The 17,712-nt window shown below is 61.6% G+C and carries 14 protein-coding genes; 1 reads left to right on the forward strand and 13 read right to left on the reverse strand.

Going from position 1 to position 17,712, the window contains the following annotated elements; all coding sequences use genetic code 11:
• The first annotated feature begins 1 nt into the window (after position 1).
• The gene (locus AC3I65_RS23145; RefSeq protein ID WP_047229452.1) at positions 2-934 is read left to right on the forward strand and encodes a phosphatidate cytidylyltransferase; all 933 of its coding nucleotides are present in this window, start codon (positions 2-4) and stop codon (positions 932-934) included.
• 154 nt (positions 935-1,088) lie between these two features.
• On the opposite strand, the gene AC3I65_RS23150 is transcribed toward AC3I65_RS23145, so the two are convergent.
• The 13 genes from AC3I65_RS23150 to AC3I65_RS23210 all read right to left on the reverse strand — a co-directional run bounded on the left by AC3I65_RS23150 (position 1,089) and on the right by AC3I65_RS23210 (position 17,410).
• Positions 1,089-2,246, reverse strand: coding sequence for a glutathionylspermidine synthase family protein (locus tag AC3I65_RS23150; RefSeq protein WP_160893651.1), 1,158 nt, complete (start codon positions 2,244-2,246; stop codon positions 1,089-1,091).
• Positions 2,247-2,258: 12 nt separating this feature from the next.
• On the reverse strand, positions 2,259-2,978 hold the full coding sequence (locus AC3I65_RS23155; RefSeq protein ID WP_076383471.1) for a DUF1190 domain-containing protein: 720 nt from the start codon (positions 2,976-2,978) through the stop codon (positions 2,259-2,261).
• Positions 2,979-2,996: 18 nt separating this feature from the next.
• Complete coding sequence (locus AC3I65_RS23160) at positions 2,997-3,425, reverse strand: DUF350 domain-containing protein (protein ID WP_047229449.1); 429 nt, start codon at positions 3,423-3,425, stop codon at positions 2,997-2,999.
• 15 nt (positions 3,426-3,440) lie between these two features.
• Entirely contained in the window at positions 3,441-4,115 is a 675-nt protein-coding gene (locus AC3I65_RS23165; protein ID WP_454864327.1) for a DUF2491 family protein, read from the reverse strand.
• Positions 4,102-5,139 carry an ion channel gene (locus AC3I65_RS23170; RefSeq protein WP_188251933.1) on the reverse strand — a complete coding sequence of 346 codons (1,038 nt, stop codon included), beginning with the start codon at positions 5,137-5,139 and terminating at the stop codon, positions 4,102-4,104. The genes AC3I65_RS23165 and AC3I65_RS23170 overlap by 14 nt, the downstream gene beginning before the upstream one ends.
• A gap of 376 nt (positions 5,140-5,515) precedes the next feature.
• Positions 5,516-6,214 carry a PspA/IM30 family protein gene (locus AC3I65_RS23175; RefSeq protein WP_047229446.1) on the reverse strand — a complete coding sequence of 233 codons (699 nt, stop codon included), beginning with the start codon at positions 6,212-6,214 and terminating at the stop codon, positions 5,516-5,518.
• 24 nt (positions 6,215-6,238) lie between these two features.
• The gene (locus AC3I65_RS23180) at positions 6,239-6,820 is read right to left on the reverse strand and encodes a YjfI family protein (RefSeq protein WP_092394936.1); all 582 of its coding nucleotides are present in this window, start codon (positions 6,818-6,820) and stop codon (positions 6,239-6,241) included.
• A gap of 407 nt (positions 6,821-7,227) precedes the next feature.
• A complete protein-coding gene (locus tag AC3I65_RS23185) occupies positions 7,228-8,043 on the reverse strand; it encodes a YfaP family protein (RefSeq protein ID WP_281459794.1) in 816 nt (271 codons plus the stop codon).
• A 3-nt stretch (positions 8,044-8,046) separates the two neighbouring features.
• Entirely contained in the window at positions 8,047-9,729 is a 1,683-nt protein-coding gene (locus AC3I65_RS23190) for a DUF2300 domain-containing protein (RefSeq protein WP_488524209.1), read from the reverse strand.
• Positions 9,668-14,236 (reverse strand): alpha-2-macroglobulin family protein, encoded by a 4,569-nt coding sequence (locus AC3I65_RS23195; RefSeq protein WP_488524332.1) that lies wholly within the window; start codon positions 14,234-14,236, stop codon positions 9,668-9,670. Before AC3I65_RS23195 ends, AC3I65_RS23190 begins: the two co-directional genes overlap by 62 nt.
• Positions 14,233-14,892, reverse strand: a complete 660-nt coding sequence (locus AC3I65_RS23200; RefSeq protein WP_047229730.1) for a DUF1175 domain-containing protein — start codon at positions 14,890-14,892, stop codon at positions 14,233-14,235. Before AC3I65_RS23200 ends, AC3I65_RS23195 begins: the two co-directional genes overlap by 4 nt.
• Positions 14,877-16,586, reverse strand: a complete 1,710-nt coding sequence (locus AC3I65_RS23205; RefSeq protein WP_488524210.1) for a DUF2138 domain-containing protein — start codon at positions 16,584-16,586, stop codon at positions 14,877-14,879. The genes AC3I65_RS23200 and AC3I65_RS23205 overlap by 16 nt, the downstream gene beginning before the upstream one ends.
• A 35-nt stretch (positions 16,587-16,621) precedes the next feature.
• Positions 16,622-17,410, reverse strand: a complete 789-nt coding sequence (locus tag AC3I65_RS23210; RefSeq protein WP_488524211.1) for a YfaP family protein — start codon at positions 17,408-17,410, stop codon at positions 16,622-16,624.
• Between the last annotated feature and the right edge of the window lie 302 nt (positions 17,411-17,712).

The raw sequence follows: 17,712 nt of genomic DNA on the forward strand, positions 1-17,712 counted from the left end.
CATGGATAGACATACCCTGATGCTGTTTAGCGGGATCGGCGCGATTCTGCTGCTGGCCTCTGTGATTGGTTTCATTCTCAAACTGCGGACAAAAGGCGCGCCGAATTCGGTCATCGATAACCTCAACGCACGGATCAACGCCTGGTGGGTGATGGTGCTGGTGATCGGCACCGCGTTCTGGCTGGGCAACGCCGCGGTCATCCTGCTGTTCTACGCCGTGTCGTTTTACGCCCTGCGGGAATTCCTGACCCTGACACCGACCCGGCGCAGCGACTACCCGGCCTTGGTGGCGGCGTTTTACCTGGCGCTGCCGCTGCAATACCTGCTGATTTATTTTGATTGGTACGGGCTGTTTTCGATCTTTATCCCGGTGTACGTGTTCCTGCTGCTGCCGATCCTGGCGTCCCTGGGCGGCGACAGCACGCACTTTCTGGAGCGCGCTTCCAAGGTCCAGTGGGGGCTGATGATCGCGGTGTTCTGCATCTCGTTTGTGCCGGCGCTGCTGACATTGGACATCGCCGGTTTCGAAGGGCGCAACCTGTTGCTGATCGCTTACCTGGTGATCGTGGTGCAGCTGTCGGATGTGCTGCAGTACGTGTGCGGCAAGTTGTTCGGCAAACACAAGATCGCCCCGAACCTGTCACCGTCGAAAACCGTCGAGGGTTTTGTCGGCGGCATTCTGCTGGCTTCGCTGATCGGTGGCGCGTTGTGGTGGATCACGCCGTTCAATCCGTGGCAGTCGTTCCTCATCGCCTTGCTGATCAACTTGCTGGGGTTTGCCGGTGGGATTGTCATGTCGGCCATCAAGCGCGACCGTGGCGTCAAGGATTGGGGGCACATGATCGAAGGCCACGGCGGCATGCTGGATCGGCTGGATTCGGTGTGCTTCGCCGCACCGATCTTCTTTCATCTGGTGCGGTACTGGTGGACCTGAAGAATCTTTGGTGAACACCTGACCTGTGGGAGCGAGCCTGCTCGCGATAGCGGAAAGTCAGTCGACATTGATGTTGGCTGATCCACCGCCATCGCGAGCAGGCTCGCTCCCACATGGGATTCTCGTCCCTTGATCCTCGATGGACGATCGGCAATCAGTCGAGAATCAAATGCGGCAGGAACCGGCTCGAATCCTTGGTGATCAGGCTGTTGTCTTCCCGCACGCCGATGCCGGCGGCCTGGTCGCCAATAACCCAGGAGCCGATCAATGTGTAGCTGTCGCCAAACTTCGGCAGCGGGGCGAATTCCTGGAGGATGAAGGGGGCGTCGGTGTAGGGGCCGTCTTCTTTGACGACCAGGCCATCAGCGGTTTGCAGCTCGATGTTGGCGCCTTCCCGGGAAAAGAACGGTTTGCGTACCCAGCCCTTAGGTACGGCTTTGCTCGAGTCAGTGTCGAGATGGGCTGCCAACAGGTTCGGGTGACCTTTGTTGAATTCCCACAGCAACGGCAGGATGCCTTTGTTGGAGATGATCGATTTCCAGGCCGGCTCGAAAAACTGCGTGTCGCTCTGGGCAATCGCCGCACCAAAAGGCTCGTGGAAGATGAACTCCCAGGCATGCAGCTTGAACAGGTGAGGGATCCAGCGATCTTCCAGATCGACGAAACGGCCTTCGCCTGTAAGGCCGATGTCCTCGATATCGATGTGCCGCGATTCGATGCCGACTTTTTCCGCGATCAGGCGTAAGTAGTCGGTGGTGCCCTTGTCTTCGATCGAGTCTTTCATCGACGCAAAGTAAAAAGGCTGCTTGAGTTGCAGTTGGGCAAAGACCTGATGCAGCTTGGTGTCGATGCTGTTGAACTGGTCGGCATGCCCAGGCAACAGTCCGCGCTCGATGCATTGCTCCAACCAGCCCCACTGAAACGCCGACGCCTCGTACAGGCTGGTCGGCGTGTCGTAGTTCAGTTCCAGCAGCTTGGCGGGGCCGCTGCCGTTGTAGGAGAAGTCCATGCGCCCATACAGGTGCGGATGCCCTTCGAGCCATGAGGTGCGAACCATGTCGAAGAACGGCGCGGGAATGCTCAGGCGCTCCAGCAGCTCCTCGCTCTGAACCACCCGGGCCACCAGGTCCATGCACATCTCATGGATCTCGGTGGTCGGGTCTTCCAGATCGTCTTCGATCTGCTTGAGCGTGAACTGGTAGTACGCGCTCTCGTCCCAATAGGGTTCGTCGTCGATGGTGTGGAACAGAAAGCCGAGACTCTCGGCGGTCTGTTTCCAGTCATGACGTTCGGCGCAATGGACTTTCTTCATGACGCGCGTTCCTTAACTGCTCGATCGCCCGGAGCTGCTCGAGCCGCCCCAACCGCTGCGGGCGCTGGCTTTGCTGCCGAAACCGCCACGGGAGGTGGAGGAAGCAACAGAGATCGGCTTGCTGGCGGAGCGGACCGTGTCGGTGTAGTTGCCATACCTCGCCTGATTGGACTTGGTAAAGGTCGAGCCTTTGGAAATCCGCTGGGCGAGTGTTGAGGACGCGTAGTTGCCGCGATCATCGCGATAGCGGTAGACCGGTTGGGAGTAATAGCTGTTGCGGTTGCTGCTCAGCATGTTGCCGATCAGCAACCCGGTCAGCAGGCTGGTGCCGGAGAACCCTGAGCCTTGCGCATTGGCTTCGGAGGCCGGCAGTTGTGCCTTGGCCGCATCCACCTGGGCTTGGGTAACCTGGCCATCGGCGGTCAGTTCGAAACCACCCAGCCTGGGGATGAACTGGCCGGTGGAATCCTGTTGGCACCAATCGGCAACAAAGTCGGCATCGCAATCGGCCTGGTTGCTGTACGTCGGTGCGATGCGGCGATGCTCGGCCATGGCGGTCATGTAGGCGTCGGAGCACACGTCTACCGGGAGTTTTTCATCGGCACATTGCTGCACGGACTGGAAGTTGTATTTCTTCTGTACTGGGTAGGTTTTTTCCGTCGGGCCGCAGCCTGATATCGCCATGGCGACCGACGCGGCCAGCGAAAGCTGAACGTACTTGCTTCGTTTCATGGGATCTCCGTGGCGCAATCAGTTCTGGGAAGGCGTCATGCACGCGGCGTTCAACATGCCGACGCTGATGGCCACTGCCGCGATATAAATACCCGCGGCGAGTTCACCCTTTTTAATGCGTTCAGAGGCGCCCTTGAGCACCAGGCTGGTCACCAGGAACGCCAGCAGTTGCACGAACGCTGCGATCACCGCCCAAACGACGAAGTCCAGAATGCTGACGGAATAGGCAATCACATTGCTGGCCGGAATGGCGAAGCCGATGATGGCGCCGCCCAGCGCGATGGCGGCGGCCACGTTGCCCGAACGGATCAGTTCGAATTCCTTGTGCGGCGTGATCCGGGTGTAGATGAACTGGTACAGAGCGAACAGCACGGCCGCACCGAGGATGTACAACACAAACCCGAGCACGGCGGCTTTGTTCAGGGAAATCGAGAGCGCTTCAAGCATGGACTTCTTCCTTTTTTAAAAAGTGTTCAGGTCAGTGGTGTACAGCGAAATGCCCAGCGACGTGCTCAAGCTGATGGTGCCTTCGGCATCTTCTTCGACGGAAAACAGCAGGAACTCCCGGCGATCGGTCAGGCCGGTTTCGCGGGCATACAGCATTGAGCGGTGCTCGACGCTGTAGGACTCATCCGGATTGCTCACGCGCTCGCTCAACGCCACCAGTTCTGTCTGACCTTCCTCGGTGCCCCATTCGCGGCTGTACTCGACACCGTCTTGGTTGTAGGTCGGCAGGCCGATCAGGCTTTCGGGTCCGGCCAGCCGTCGCAACTCCGCTTCGCTGTTGAGGGTGACGTAACTGAGGTAATTGAACAGGATCACCGACTCGACCTGCCCGGCGACATCGCCGCTGGTGTGCACTTGCAGCCAGTAGTCCTCGTCGTTCATGTAACAGCGCGTCAGCCAGTTCGATTGCCCGAGGTCGACGATGCCGGTGCTCCAGATCTGCTGGGCATCCGGGATGACCACGCCGGTGTTGCCGTCGAGCAACAACTTCAACGTGCTATCGAACCTGAGTTCTTTGCCAGATGCCAGGCCCAGCGGCCCGACGGAGGCCGGGATTGGGTTGGCGACCCATTTGGAGTCCTTGCCCGAGTTCGGCGCCTCCATGCCCATCAACCGTTTAAACCAGCCCATTGGAGATTTCCTTGAGACGCGCGGAGGCGATATAGAAGAGGTCGCCGCCGCCCCCGACGCGCGTGTCGCAGGGCGGGTTGATCGACGGGTGCCGGGCGCCTTTGGCGCGGTAGCCGATGAGAATGGCGTTGTGGTGTTCTTTCATCTGCACATACAGATCGCCGAACGCGGCATCAAACGCTTCGGGCAGTTTCATCAGGTACTGAGTGGCGCCCTCGCCCACGCAAAGCAATTCATTGATGACCACTGACGAACCCGGATCCTGTGAAGCACGCACCAACATCTCGATGGCCATGCTGGAGGTGCACTCTAGGCTGGGCGCGTAGGCGCTGGCGAGGGCGGCCACTTCACTGTCATTGAAATGGGCGACCACATGCCCGACCGGGTTCAGTTGATTGACCGCCAGCACGGTGGACAGGGTCAGATCGTCTGAGTGGGTGCGCACCAGGACGCGTTCGGCACCCGGCACACCGGCACGCTGCAAAAGTGCGACAGAGGACAGGCTTTCACCTTTGATAAAAGTCGTCTTGCCGGGCATGGGGTTTTCTTCAAGCACGCAATCGCAGATGACAATCAGGTTGTCATTGGACGTCTCGTCCTGCAGGAGCAACTCGATGACCCGTTCGCTGGAGGCGCCCTCCCAGCCGATGAGAACGGTGTGGCCGGTCTTGCCGGTGAAATCGCCTTTGCCCTTCATGCCTTTTCTCCATACATCAATGACGCTGCTGGTGGTTTTGCCGATGACCGTCGTCAACAGGGCGATGCCGCCGAGCATGATCCAGGTAGCCACGAAAATTCGCCCGGCGGATGTCTGTGGCAACAGATCGCCATAGCCGACGGTGAGCGTGGTGGTGAGATAGAAGTAGATAAACGTGGCGGCAGCGATGAGGTGCTGTTCGCCCAGAAGCACCAGGCCGATCCAGGCGATGGACAGGTGTACGCCCAACGCAATGGCCAGGCCCGCCCAGCCGAACCGATGGAAGAAGGACGAGGCGTAGGTTCGCAGCAAAAGGAAAATCGACATTTCGTCCCTGACTCCGTGGGTTCATTCCTGGCGACGTCATCGCACGGGCAGCGGAGTGCTCAAGTGCGGTCACGGGGCAGCATTAAACCTGCTGCGGGGATTGGATAGAAGAGCTTTGGTGACAATAAATCCGGGAATTTTCAGGAAAACAGGACTAAGACACAAAACCTGAAGCTGAACACAAAACCCTGTGGCGAGGGGATTTATCCCCGCTGGGCTGCGGAGCAGCCCCAATAACAGCGAACTCGACCCAGCTGACACACCGAGGGTGTCAGGTTTCAGGGCTGCTTCGCAGCCCAACGGGGATAAATCCCCTCGCCACAAGGTCTGTGCCTGGCTGCCTTGGCCTGTCCCCACCAAGGCAAAGCCCAGCCGATTACTCCGCCGATTTTTTCTTCAGGCGCTCCAGAATCGCATTGGCGCTGCCTTCGTTCGGCGTGATGCCGGCATCACGCAGTTTGCGCTCCAGGTCGTTGCCGGTCGAAGCCTCGGCCAGTTCGTCCTGGGCTTGCAGTTCAGCGGCACGTTGCTGTTGCTTGGCCTGCAGGCGGTTGAGCGTACCGACGGCGGTTTCCAGCTTGCCATTGGCGCCGCCGCTGGCAATCGAAGCACTGACCTGGGCTTTCTGCACGCTCTCACGGGCCTTGGCCATGTCCACTTGCTGACGCAGACTTTTGATGCGGTTCTCGGCCTTGACGATGTCCTTGCGCATGTTTTCAGCGTAACCACCGAACTCGGTCGCGTGCTTTTGCTCGGCGTCCAACTCAGAGGTCAGGGTCGAAATGGCTTCGGCCACTTCCAGTGCCAGGTCTTCACGGTTGGCCTGGATGGCCGCCAGCGCCTTGGACTCCAGGTCCTGGATCTTGGCGTTGTACTCGCTGACGCGGTCAGTCGACAGTTTGTGTTTGGCCATGATGGTGACCAGCTCACGCTTGGCGTTGGCCAGCGCGCTGTCGGCATCGCGAATTTCCTGGTCGAGGATGCGCAGGGCCTGTTGATCGACGATCGACTCGCCGACTTCGTTGGCACCACCACGCAGCGCGGTGAACAATTTGCTCCAGATGGACTGAGTCATTGGATATTTCCTGTTCCCGAAAAATTAGATGAAGAAACGTTCGAAGGCTTCGCTGGCGCGCTGGACGTTGTCGACGAGGGTTTTGACCTCGGTCACGACGTTGGTCAGGCTGGAGTCGGAACTCAGTGCGCCAAACATGTTGTAGACAATCTGCCCGTTGGGCATGGACTCGATACCGATCGAGGACAGCGGGAACATTTCCCGGCTGCGCAGCACGGCATCATTGAAGGCCGCGACATCGTTGATCGATTCGACATCCACCAGAACGGTGTCGACGATGATCTGATCACCCACCACTGCGATGTAAATCGGCAAGCCGCCAAAGTCGTTCATTTCCAGCTTGATGCTGGACTCGGAGCCTTGAACAAGGGAAAGCGTGATGTCGTTCGCCACCACTTCGTCGAGGGCCTGAAGGGCACTGAAGAGGCGATCAATGTTCCAGTTGTTACCTGCGCTCATGTAATTCTCCGACATGAATGAGCCAGCCAGAATCGGTTGGCGTAGCTGTTTCTCCATCTGCTTGAGCAGGCTCCGGTTTTCGGGAAGCACCCAAGTTTCGTGTTTCACATACCCGGCGGCACTCAAGCCCGCGCGCATCTGCTTCATGTAAAAGCTGGATGGTTTTTTCACGGACGGTTTCGAGCGCTCTCCCTTGCGGCTCGCTGAATCGGTAACAGACCCCGCAGGATCTGTTGGAGAGCGGCTGTTCATGGTGCTGACCTCACTGCGAAAAAACTCACGCGTGAGAAACACTACAGGGAATACCCAGTGCCCTCAATAGCTCACGCGTGAGATTTTTAATTGTCACAAACGACGGACACCCCTGTGGGAGCAAAGCTCACCCCCCCAATTTTTAGGGTGGTCACAAATCCGCAGTCCACCACAGATCCAATGTGGGAGCGAGCTTGCTCGCGAAGGCGGCGGGTCAGTTTGCATTGATGTTGAATGTACTGTCGTCTTCGCGAGCAAGCCCGCTCCCACTGCCCCCAGGCTGACATCTTGCTGATGGCGCCTTAGGGGTAACTGAAGCTCTTGACCAACATCAACTCCCCCGCCGTGCGCATCGGTACCACGAAGGTTTCCATCTTCTCGCTTGGCGTGCCCTCTTCGGTGATGACGGTGATCTGCGCCGTGGTCAGGGCTTGTGCCGCTTGTTGCTCGCCGTCCTCGTCACTGCGATAACCGCCGCCGTAGTAGTTCACGTACACCAGGTACTGACCTTTGATCGGCGCGGGCATGGCGATGATTTCCGGGCCGTAGCCGGTGGTGACATCGACGTCGAGCGCGGCGCCGTTGGGGACGACGCGGTCGCCGTACCAGATGTGGGCGCCGTCCGGGGTGACGAGGTGCAGGTCCAGGTCGGTGCCGTCGCTGTCCCAGGTCAACAAGACCCGCAGCTTGGCCGGGGTGGCGCCGCCGCTGGTGTTGAGAAATTGCGTACGGTGGCGTTGCTGGCCGTCGGGGCTGCGCACTTCGATGCTGTTGCTGCCATTGGGGAACGAGAACGGTCGGTCGAAGCGCCCTTGCGGGTCGAGTTTCAGCGGCAGGGTCACGCCATTGATGATGAGTTTGCCCGGCTCGTTGCTGTCCTTGGGCGTGCCTTTGATCTGGCCGCTGATGCGGGCGGTGCTGGCCTGGCCCTGAGGTGTGTTGACCGAAGAAGCCGGGTAGTTGACGGTCTGGCTGAAGCTTTCGCCTTCACCGCCCGGCGCGCCACTGCGCCAGCCGCCGACCGGGGTGTCGAGTTTGATGCCCTCGCCCGCAATGGCTGGCGGCAACACGGCCAAAGCGCAGAGCAACAGCAAGGCCTGTGGATAACGGAGTGTCATGGTCTATTCCAGCAAGAGGTGACGGGCGAGCCCTTCGATGTAGGTTTCGTCCTGGCCGTTGGGGTGAGCTTCAAAGGCCAGGTGCAAGTATTCGTGGGTCAGGTCGAGGCGGTCTTGCAACGACAGCACACCGCGCACGTAGATGCGCCGGCGTTCGCGGTCGACATAGGGCCGGCCGAAGGCGACACGGCAGACGGCAAACGCGCTGATTTCGTTGTAACCCACTTCACCTGCCAGACGGGGGCGCCAGCCGCGTCGCTGTTTCAACAGCCAGTCCTGGGCGGCGGGCAACGCTTCACAGGACGCCACCGGATTGTCCCAGCGGCTGAGGCTGGCGCGCGGGTAGGCATGCAGCAGGATGGCGTCGTAGCGCTGGCCGGCGCTGGCCTGCTCCACGGCTTGCGCCCAGGACAGTTTGTCCGGGGCGGATTGGTCCGAGTGGTAGGTCACGTCGGTGCCCGCCAGCACCAGGTCGCTGGTCCAGGCGGCGATGGCGCGGGTTTGCGGCGTCGCCGGACGTGGGGCGACGCGCTGGCGATGACTGCTGTCATCGATGCTCAGGCAATCGCCGTGACGCTGGGCGTTTTGCAGCAGGTAGCTGCGGATCGCCACGGCCAGGGCCTTGGCCGCTTCGACGGGTTCAGCCTTGGCTTCGCGCTGCAGGACCCGGGCGACGTACTCTTCCCGATCCAGTCGCGCCACCAGTTTGCCGGGCAGCAGAAACAGCTCGCCGTCGCTGTGGATATCTAGTTGGTTGCCATTGGCGAATTCGACACGGTAATCGCCGCGCAACGGGCCTGGGGTGGCCGGCCCGTCACTCGCCATCACCCGCAGCAAGGGATACCGGGCGAACAGGTCAACTTCCACACATCGCCCCGTTTCCGCCGGCCAACGGGACGGCAGCGCCGCCGCCAATCCATCACCGTATGCCTTCAATATCTGCTCGCTGGTGCCACGCCCACCAGCCCACACCGGCGTGCCGTCGGCCAGCCAACCAGCGAAACCGCCCTGACGCGATGAAGGATCCTGTTCACCCAGCCAACTCCAGGTCTTGACCCGCAGACGACTGCCCAACTGGCCGACGAGACGCCCATCCGCCGCGTTGAGCACCACGTCCAGCAGTACCCGACGGGCCTGATCCTGAGCCGGCAGCATCGCCAGTGCCTTGAGCAGTTCAGCCACGCGTACCTGTTTTTGCGGTTGCAGGCTCGGCAGGTCCAGCAGCCACGACGGCGCTTGGCGGGCCTGCCAGTAATCGCGCCAGTTCGAAGCCGAAAGCCCAAGCCGCTGCGGTTCGAAATACAGGCCGCAGGATTTCACCAACGCCTGATCGCGACCGATGCTCTGCCCGGCGCTACAGCAATAGACTTCCTCTTTGGACTCACCGCGACATTCATATGCCGGTTCGCGAGCGCCGGTGTCCACCAGCCATGCGTAGACAAATAGCTTCCACACACTGCCCAGCGGCGCCTGCAAGGCCTCGGGCAAGGGCTGTCGGTCCAGCACCTGGGTCTGGCTCACCCGCAGCAACTGACCGTCGAAAGCCAGGCGCAACGATTCCTCCTGCGCTGTGGCCAGCGCAGGGATCAAGCACAACAACCACCCAAGCCGCTGCCAGCGCACGTCAGTTGACCGTGACCTGACCGAGCGCCGGTTTCTGTTCCCGAGCCTGATGCTGCGGCGCATAGACCTGGGTGAAACGCACCGGCGGCAAGCTGAACTGGCCCTTCTGGGAGAAGCGCACCAGATGCCGCAAGCGCAGCTCGCCACTGAGGGCGTCCAGCGGCACCGCGTAACCCATCTGACCCGGCTCGAAGCGCGCCTTCTCCAGGGAAGTCGGCTCACTGCCGGCCTTGCCCAGCAACTGGATGCCCCAGGTGGTGCGCTCCACATCGGCACCCGGCGGCAGCGGCACTTCGAGCATGCCGTAGCGCAGCGGCGTAGAGGCCTTGCTGTTGATGATCACTTCATCCAGATAAAGGCTGTCACTGGACAGCGGCTTGCTGCCCACGGCTTCGAGCTTGAAGGTGAAGGCCTCGTCGCCCGGCACCAGACGGGACAAGCGCCGGGTAATGGTCACCGCCATCGGCGTCACGGGCGCTTGCTGGCTCTGGTAGCTCAGTGCCGCCTGCAACGGGCGCTCCTCGGCACCGCTTAAGGTCAGCAGGGTCGGTAGCTGCGCGCCCTGCCATTGCCAGTAGGTTTCACCGGTGGCGCCTTGCCGGGCCTTCCAGCCTTCGCCCGGGGTCAGGGCCACGGCGGGCGCGGCCTGCTCGATGCTGCGTTGCAGCCAGGTCAAGGCCAGGGCCCGTTCAAGGGTCGATTGCTGCGGCAGCAGACGTTCGAGCAATGCCTTGGCACGCGCCTGATCGAAGCTTTGCAGTGACAGGCTCAAGGCCTCGACGAACGGCTGGGAGCTGACGTCCAGTTGCTGTTGTGCGGCGTCGAGTTGCCGGCTGAAGGCCTCCGGCAGCGGCACCTTCACCTGCCTGGCGAGGGACGCCGTCAGCATGCGGGCGCTGGCCAAGCCCAGGGCCGAATCCGGCGCGCTCATGACCAGGCTGTCTTCGCCACTGTCCATCACGCTCGAATCGCTGCCCTCGCCGGCTTTCGCCAGGTCGTCCATCAAGCCGCTGAGCAAGGTGTTCACCGGCAGTTGCATCTGTTTGGCGAACGACAGGATCAGCGCACGCTGCAGCAACGGCGTATCGCCGGCCTGTTTGGCGTAGACCTCCAGCACCCGCTGCCAGTGCTCCGGCGGCAGGCTCAGGTCCAGGGCCTGGCTGGCGTGCCAGTCGGCGTAATAAGCATAGGCCGTGAGGAACGCATCCGGTTCGCCAGCCTGGCCCCACCAGGTGAAGCTCGCCGCAGGCCCGGCCATTTGCACCAGACGCAGGCGACTGTTTTGCATGATCAGCCGCAAGCGATCGCGAATCTGCGGGTTCGCCGCCAGCGTCGGGTAGGCGATGCTCAGCGGCAGCAGACGACTGGCGGTTTGCTCGACGCCGCCGTAGGGGTAGTTCAACAAGTCATCCAGGGCCGAACGGAACAGCGCTTGCGGGCTGTCGTCCAGGCGCAGGCGGATATCGCTGGCATCAAGCGGCAGGCTCAGCGGTGTGTCACCGCTCGCCACGTCAAGGCGCTGGCTCTGGGTGACTTGCCAACCGTTGCCCATGGCATTGAGTTGCACGGCCAGGGTGTCCTGGGTTTCGCCATTGACCTGCAACTGCACGTTCAAGTCGCCGTTGCTCAACTCCAGAGACGGTAGCGCCACATAGTTGATGCCGTGCTTCAGGTCCGCCACCACGCGCTGTTCAGTACCGGCGTAACGGATCAGCAGTTCGGCCTTCAACGGCTGTTCGGACTGGCTGAAAGCGAACAGGCCCATTTGCGGTTTGTCACCACTGCGGAACCGGGTCGGGCCGCTCCACTTCAGGTACAGCGGTTTCTCTGAACCGATGAACTGCTTTTTCTGCCCCACCTGGCCGTCATCGGCGATGGCCCGGGCCGTGATGCGCCAGCGAGTCAGGGAGTCCGGCATCTTGAAGGTGAAACGGGCCTTGCCGTTGGCGTCGGTGACCAGCTCCGGTTGCCACGCGGCAGTGTCGACATCTTCACGACGAGGCCGCTCCAGCACTTTGACCCCGCGCTCGCTGCGGTTGGCCTTGCCCGGCGCGCCGGGGCTGCCCGGCAGGGCGACGTCGTAGCTGATGAACGACAGGCTGGCGCTGGTGCGCACGTTGTTGCGGCGCGGATGGTAGAAAAACTGATCGATGGTGGGCGCCACTTCCGGTTGCAGGGCGTAGATCATTTCATCCACGACACTGACGGTCAGGTGCGCCGGGATCGCCTTGCCGACGAACTGGGTGCTCAAGTCCACGGTCACCGTGTCGCCAGGCCGATAAGTGGCTTTGTCGGTAACGATGGCGACGTCGATCTGCGGCGCGACCACCTTGATACCGGCGTTCTGGAAGCTATATTGGCCACCCTTGGTGTACAGCACCGAGAAGGTCAGGTTCGGCGCAAAAGCGTCTTTCACCGGGATGCGCGCGCGGTATTGAGTGTCGCTGAGCTTTTCCATTTTCAGCCAGTCGCCGCCCTTGGACAGCAGCGCCGTGGCCTCGACCTTGTCCCGCTCCAGTGACAGCAGCGCATCACTGACCGGCTCCGGGAAGGTGATCAGCGCCAGGGCTTCGTCACCGGCCTGGTACTGGGCTTTGTCGAGAACGATCTCGACCGTGCCCGGCACGGCCTTGATACCTTCGCCGGTCACCGAATGGCCAGTGGCGCCAATGACCCGACCGTGGTCATCCTTGAGGGTTAGGTTGTAGGTGCCCGGACGCTCGAAGGTCAGGCTGAAGCCCTTGTCCTTGGCCGCCAGTTTGCCTTCGCCGGTGGTCTGGTCTTCCAGCCGCACCCAGGCGTAGCTGCCCGGCGTCACGGCGTTGCTTTGCGCGTTGCCACCCTCGTTGGTGTAGCTGAACGAGACGTTCTCGCCGGCGGCGCTGAAACGCTGGGGCGCGCTCAGGCGAAAGTTCGCCGCGCCACGGTCGATGAGAATTTCCTTGGTGGTCTTGACCCGATACGCCGCGCCATCGCTGGCAAACACAGTGAGCGTATAGCGACTCGGCTTGTCGGCGGCCGGCAGATCGAGGGTGGCGCTGCCCTTGGCATCGGTGGTCACTTCGCTGCTGGTCAGCTCCACCGGGAATTGCCCCAGGTACTGCAGCTCGTTATCCACCATCGACAGTTGCTGGGCCCGCAGGCTCAGGCTCACCTTGGCGTTGGCCACCGGTTTGCCGTCCGGGTACAGCAGCACGAGAGCGCCCTTGACCGGCTCGCCGGTGCGGTAATCCTGCTTGGCGAGGTTCAGCGCGATTTCGAAGTGCGGCTTGATGTATTCGGCCACGCGAAAGGCACTGCTGTAGAGCTGGTCCTTGTAGCCAAAGCGCAACTCATAACCACCGGCCATGGCGTTTTCCGGCAACTGGAAACGGCCTTGGGTGCCGGCCTTGGAGTCCAGCTTCAGGGCCAGGGTCTGCAACTCGGTGCCGGTGGCATCCAGCACGCTGACATTGACGTCGGCGGCCGTCGGCTGCACCGAGTCCCGGGCATTCTTGAATTCACGGCCGACGATTTTCAACGACACCCAGTCCCCCGGCCGATACAGCGGCCGGTCGGTGAAGGCGAACAGCTTGGTGTCGTAGATTTCGCTGTCGTAGTAGAAGTTTTCCGAGACGAATACCCCGCCCTCCTCGTCCTCGCCGATGACGAACGAACGCTCCGGGCTGACATGCTTGAGGCGCAGCAAGCCGTCTTCATCGGTGGCGCCGCTGCTCATCACGCCCAGGCCGTCGGTCCACAGCACGTTGACCTTGGGCACCGAACGACCTTCGTGTTTACGCGCGGCCCAGACCAGCAGCTCGTCCCCGGCGATCTTGCTCACCGCTACGGTGTTGGAAACAAACACCATGGTGGTGGCCCGGTATTTCCCGATCAGCGCTTCGACCAAATAGAGACCGGGTTTCAACTGGCCCAGAGGCACGTAGACGTTGCCTGGCGCGACGCTGATGAATTCACTCGACGAACCCGCCAGGTTGACCCCCGCTGGCGGCTGGATCGGCTTGGCCTGCCACAGCGGATAACGGAACTGGCTGACCACCGGCAAACCCGGAATCAGGGCGAACTGTGGTTGCGCGTCGTACGGCGTCGGCGCGGCGATGGCGCCGCCCATTTTCAGTTCCGGCACTTGCTCGGTGACTTGCTGGCGCGACTCGTAGGAAAACGCCCGCTGCATCACCCGACGGGATTTGCGGTACCAGTTGTCCCACAGGTACGCCAGGGTGTTCGACAGCCCTTCGCCCTTGAACTGGCCGTCGCTGACTACCCGGTGCAAGTTCTTCTGGCGCTTGAGGAAATCCAGCGGTTTTTCGATGCGATAAACGCGGATATCGGCACCGCCGTACGGCTCCATGCGGAATTTCCGATAGTCGCGCCCCGGCGCTTCGAGGCGGACCATGGCTTGCTCGTCACTGGCAAAACTGCTGTCGGCCAGCAGGAAGAAGCTTTCACCGGCCAACGGTGTGTAGCCGCTGGGCTGCACAGTGTCTTCGGCATGAACGATCGGCGCCAGCAACAGGGCCAGCAGCAGGGGCAATTTTGAACACAAGCGCAGCATGTGGGCACCGGTCATTGGGAGAGAAAGTTGAGTCGATAGACGCCGATGAAGTTGGGGTTGGCTGCGTCGGGTATCCATCGGGTGTCCTTCCAGTTCATGAGTTGTTGCAGGCTTGCCGAGCGCATGCCGTTGTCGGTTGGGGTGGTGGTGCCGGTGTGATAGGCGATGTTGCGGCCCATCCAGATCATCAGGTGCTGGTCATCGCCCTGATCGAAGAACATCAGATCGCCCGGACGGGCCTGGGTGACGTCCCGGCTCACCAGATGGCTGTTGAACTGGATCAGCTTGATGGCGTTGACGTAGGGTCCGACCTTGCCGCCGCCCTGTTGCCACTGCTGCGCCAGACGTCGCTGGGCATCGCTCAGTTCAAGCTCTGGCGGCAGGTAGCGATTGGACAGGCCATTGCTGCGCAACCACTTCTGGTCGTGGACCTTCAGCGCTTCATTGGCCGCAAAGCGCACCAGCCCGGCGCAGTCCTGTTGGTACCAGCGCGGGCTCGGGCCTTTGGTCAGTTGTTCCTGGGCAATACGCACGAACCAGGCACGAAAGACCTTCGATTGCTGCACATCCAGCGCGGGTGTCTGAGCGGCAAACGCCTGCCCGCCCAGCAGCAGCGCCAGCATCAACACCCATCCGGGGCGGCGGATCAACCCGGTCACAGCGCTTTCCATTCCAGTGGCAACCACTGCCAGTGGCCGTCCGGTTCGCGGCCTTCAGGCAACGTCAGGGCGTATTTGCCGTAGCCGCCAAGGGTGCGCAGCTTCGGAATCAGGTAGGTTTGCGCGGCGTTGTAGAACACCGGTTCCATGTCCTGGGGCAGGCTGTCGAGGGTTTCGCGTTGCATCAGTTGCGCCATGGCATCCGGGCCGAAGTAGACCGGCATCAGCAGGTCCTTGGGCACCACGTCGGCCATGGGCGGGAAACGTTTGTCGAGGGTGCCGAGGGCCTTGTCTACCAGTTTGTCGTCGAGGGAAAACAACAGGGTCGAACCGTGCCGCGCCAGACTGACTTGCATGAACGCCTTGCCGGTGATCGACTCGGGCTGCGCGGCGTCCTTGGCCGGGTAAGGGCCGAAGTTGGAGCTGACCTGGCGTTGCCAGCGGTGCATCGGGCCTTCCTGTGTCTCAACAACGGGAAACGCATGTTCGGCCACGTTGTTTTCGTAGGCGCCCACCATCGAACCGAACAGGTTGCCCAGGTCGGCATCGAGCTTGCCGCCGTCATCGTTCAGGTTCGCCACCAGCAGTGGTGTGTAAAGCCGCGAATCGGCGTACCAGCACAGCCCCGCCGCGCCGGCCATGTGCTCGATCATGACCTGGGCCGCGTTGTCGTCGGCACCGAGTTTCACCAGCAATGGCTTCTGTTGTTCGGCGGCTAGGGGCAAAGCGACACAGGCGCTGGCGCCCATGGGCATGGCTTGCCAAATTGGCTTGAAGTCGAAGTCCGGCTGGTCTTCCAGCTCATCCATGGCCAGGAAGCTGTGCCAGCCCTTGTCGTCCATGTCGAAACGCAACCCGGCGAAGTTCGGGATGAAACGCTGATAGCCCATGGCGAGCACGCTGGCATTGACCGAGATGCGTTGCTTGACCTCAGGCGCCTTGGGCAGCAGACCAAAGGCTTCGGGGAAGAGTTTTTCACCGGCCAGCAGCGCTTCGAGGGCCTGGGTCGAGACCATGCCGGGTTCGTCGGTGGGGCCACTTCCCAGGTCGTAGAGTCTGGTCGGATTGGACAACACCACCAGCTTGTCGCCATGAGAAGCGAACACCAGGGCTTTGCTGGCGTTATAGGTGAGTTGATAGACCGGCACCACGTCGCCGGCCACGTTCATCTCACCAAGCTGGCTGAGCTGTGAATCATCCAGCGCCACTTTTGCCAGTGGCTCCAGCACCTTGGCCAGGCCACCGCGATCCATCACCAGCAGAAAATCCTTGAGCCGCCCGTCGGCGCCGCGCCATAGCGCTACATCGGCCGGCTGGTCGAAAAGCTGCTCGATCAGGCTGTCCTGCAGTTTGAGATCATGCTCGTAGATGATCCGCCGCAGGCTGCCGATCAGCCCGAGGCGGTCGGCATGGGTTTCGTAATAGAAGACGAAATCCTCGGTGAGCGTGGCCTTGAGGAACGGCACCGCCAGCAAGTCCTTGGGCAACTGGCTCAGGGAGTGGGCCTCGAGCAGGCCGTCGGGGCGGCTCAGGCCGAGTTTTTCCAACGCCAGTTCCATGGGCGGTGCCTTGGGCTTGGTCATGAACCAACCCAGTCCGGCGGCGACACCGGCCACCAGGCACAGCCCGATCAGCAGCGCCGGCCAGCGGCGCACAGGTTTGGTGGCGGGGGCCGGCGCGGTCGGGGAAGCAGTGTTGTCGCTCATATTCACAAGGGCCTGTTCATCCGTGGAGCGGATACTTAGTAGTTGAAAGTCTTGACCAGCAACAGATCGCCGATGGCGCGCAGGGGCACGACAAAGGCTTCGCGTTTTTCATCGACGGTGTTTTCGTTGAGCACCAGGTTGATCTGCGAGGTGATCACCTCGTTCTGGTTGCTGGTTTCTTCGAAGTTGTAGCCACCGTTGCTGTAGTTGCCCCAGTAGTTCACGTAGACCAGGTAGGTACCGTGCATCGGCGCGGTCATGGTGAACATCTCAGGGCCAGGGCCATCGACGCCATCGGGGTCGAGGCCGCCGCCGTTGCTCAGCGCCGGCCGGCCGAAGAACGCATGCTGGCCGTCGGGGGTGACGATGTGCAGGTCCAGCTCGGCCTTGGGATCGTCCCAGCCCAGCACCACGCGGATCTGCGCCGGGGTTCGCTGATTGTTGGCTTCATAGAACTGCACGCGCTTGAGGGACTGGCCTGCGGAACTGCGTACCTCGACGCTGTTGGAGCCAGCACCAAAGGCATACGGGCGGGCGAAACGCCCTTCATCGTCGGTATAGAGATTCAGTGGATTGCCGTTGACGGCCAGGCTGTGGGGCGCCCGGGCCGTGCCCATGGCCTTGAGCCGACCCTCGATCATCGTGCGATTGCGCTGCACGCCGCGGTCGATGGGCGGCGTGGGATAGGCCACGCGTGGGTTTTCAGTGCGATCGAGCAAGCCGCTGTAGCGCCAGCCGCCCACCGGTTCCGACAGCTCGGCGGCAGGCTCGGCCCACGCCAGTGGCGCGCCCGCCAGCACGATCAACAATGAAAGAAAACGCATGTCTGCCTCCTGCCATGCATGACCCAACCCGGCGCCCTTCCTCGGCGCTGCCTGTCATTATTCGGGTTACGTCTGAAGGCCCCGCCACAAGGGGCCCGTAGATGCGGCGAAGGTTAGCGATTCGGCGGATTATTCACAATCAGGGAACGCGCGAATCTGTGTGGGAAATCACGTACTGAGGGGGGCGTGAGCCGATTAGCGCGGCTATTCGGCTCACGAAATGAGCCGAATACGGAAACTGACGTAGCTTCGGAGGTAATCCCGTTGCCTCTATTGGCGCTGGCGAAGCCTGCGATCTTTTA

The sequence above is a fragment of the Pseudomonas sp. N-1-13 genome, assembly GCF_057787095.1.

What these genes read in the sequence shown, in the direction of transcription:
- AC3I65_RS23145 (WP_047229452.1), top strand. Translation starts at nt 2, where the DNA reads ATGGATAGACATACCCTGATGCTGTTTAGCGGGATCGGCGCGATTCTG.
- AC3I65_RS23150 (WP_160893651.1), bottom strand. Translation starts at nt 2,246, where the DNA reads ATGAAGAAAGTCCATTGCGCCGAACGTCATGACTGGAAACAGACCGCC.
- AC3I65_RS23155 (WP_076383471.1), bottom strand. Translation starts at nt 2,978, where the DNA reads ATGAAACGAAGCAAGTACGTTCAGCTTTCGCTGGCCGCGTCGGTCGCC.
- AC3I65_RS23160 (WP_047229449.1), bottom strand. Translation starts at nt 3,425, where the DNA reads ATGCTTGAAGCGCTCTCGATTTCCCTGAACAAAGCCGCCGTGCTCGGG.
- AC3I65_RS23165 (WP_454864327.1), bottom strand. Translation starts at nt 4,115, where the DNA reads ATGGGCTGGTTTAAACGGTTGATGGGCATGGAGGCGCCGAACTCGGGC.
- AC3I65_RS23170 (WP_188251933.1), bottom strand. Translation starts at nt 5,139, where the DNA reads ATGTCGATTTTCCTTTTGCTGCGAACCTACGCCTCGTCCTTCTTCCAT.
- AC3I65_RS23175 (WP_047229446.1), bottom strand. Translation starts at nt 6,214, where the DNA reads ATGACTCAGTCCATCTGGAGCAAATTGTTCACCGCGCTGCGTGGTGGT.
- AC3I65_RS23180 (WP_092394936.1), bottom strand. Translation starts at nt 6,820, where the DNA reads ATGAAGCAGATGCGCGCGGGCTTGAGTGCCGCCGGGTATGTGAAACAC.
- AC3I65_RS23185 (WP_281459794.1), bottom strand. Translation starts at nt 8,043, where the DNA reads ATGACACTCCGTTATCCACAGGCCTTGCTGTTGCTCTGCGCTTTGGCC.
- AC3I65_RS23190 (WP_488524209.1), bottom strand. Translation starts at nt 9,729, where the DNA reads ATGCGCCGCAGCATCAGGCTCGGGAACAGAAACCGGCGCTCGGTCAGG.
- AC3I65_RS23195 (WP_488524332.1), bottom strand. Translation starts at nt 14,236, where the DNA reads ATGACCGGTGCCCACATGCTGCGCTTGTGTTCAAAATTGCCCCTGCTG.
- AC3I65_RS23200 (WP_047229730.1), bottom strand. Translation starts at nt 14,892, where the DNA reads ATGGAAAGCGCTGTGACCGGGTTGATCCGCCGCCCCGGATGGGTGTTG.
- AC3I65_RS23205 (WP_488524210.1), bottom strand. Translation starts at nt 16,586, where the DNA reads ATGAGCGACAACACTGCTTCCCCGACCGCGCCGGCCCCCGCCACCAAA.
- AC3I65_RS23210 (WP_488524211.1), bottom strand. Translation starts at nt 17,410, where the DNA reads ATGCGTTTTCTTTCATTGTTGATCGTGCTGGCGGGCGCGCCACTGGCG.